Below are 795 nucleotides of genomic sequence, written 5' to 3'. Positions count from 1 at the left end.
GTAGTCCGGATTGGAGTCTGCAACTCGACTCCATGAAGTCGGAATCGCTAGTAATCGTAGATCAGAATGCTACGGTGAATACGTTCCCGGGCCTTGTACACACCGCCCGTCACACCATGGGAGTGGGCTGCACCAGAAGTAGATAGCTTAACCCTTCGGGGAGGGCGTTTACCACGGTGTGGTTCATGACTGGGGTGAAGTCGTAACAAGGTAGCCCTAGGGGAACCTGGGGCTGGATCACCTCCTTAAACGATAGACTGCTGTTTTATGCAGTGTCCACACAGATTGCTTGGTCGAAATGTAAGAGAACATCTAAGTTGCCCAATAACTTAGAAAACTAAGTCCCGTTCGTCTAGAGGCCTAGGACACCGCCCTTTCACGGCGGTAACAGGGGTTCGACTCCCCTACGGGACGCCACTTTCTAAAGACATTCGCAAGAGTGTGATTAGAAAGTGGATACTTCGGTAAACACATGTTCTTTAACAATTTGGAAAGCTGACTAGTAAGTGATCGAAAGATCACACTAATAGTTTTTATTGTCTCTTTATATAAAGAGCGATAAAAACGAGTTCTCAAGCAATACACATTCAAGTGTCTTGTATCGAGTCCGGCGAAAAACCAATGTCCTTATCTTTCTTGATCGAAGATAGGTGACGAACCTTGGTTGTTTGAACATACAGACCTCTTGGGGTTGTATGGTTAAGTGACTAAGCGTACACGGTGGATGCCTTGGCAGTCAGAGGCGATGAAGGACGTATTAACTTGCGATAAGCCCAGATTAGGCAGTAAAAGCCA

Annotated in this window: 1 tRNA gene and 2 rRNA genes; all 3 read left to right on the top strand. The window is 46.7% G+C overall.

Features of this window, described 5'->3' with window-relative positions:
- Window positions 1-248 (top strand): 16S ribosomal RNA (locus L4C36_RS23820); the annotation flags it as partial.
- A 93-nt stretch (window positions 249-341) separates the two neighbouring features.
- Window positions 342-417, top strand: a tRNA-Glu gene (locus L4C36_RS23815).
- 280 nt (window positions 418-697) lie between these two features.
- Window positions 698-795: ribosomal RNA gene (locus tag L4C36_RS23810) — 23S ribosomal RNA — on the top strand; the annotation flags it as partial.

The organism is Photobacterium japonica (genome assembly GCF_050337005.1).
In the GTDB taxonomy this organism is placed as follows: Bacteria; Pseudomonadota; Gammaproteobacteria; order Enterobacterales; family Vibrionaceae; genus Photobacterium; species Photobacterium japonica.
This window is presented reverse-complemented; position numbering and strand designations above follow the sequence as displayed.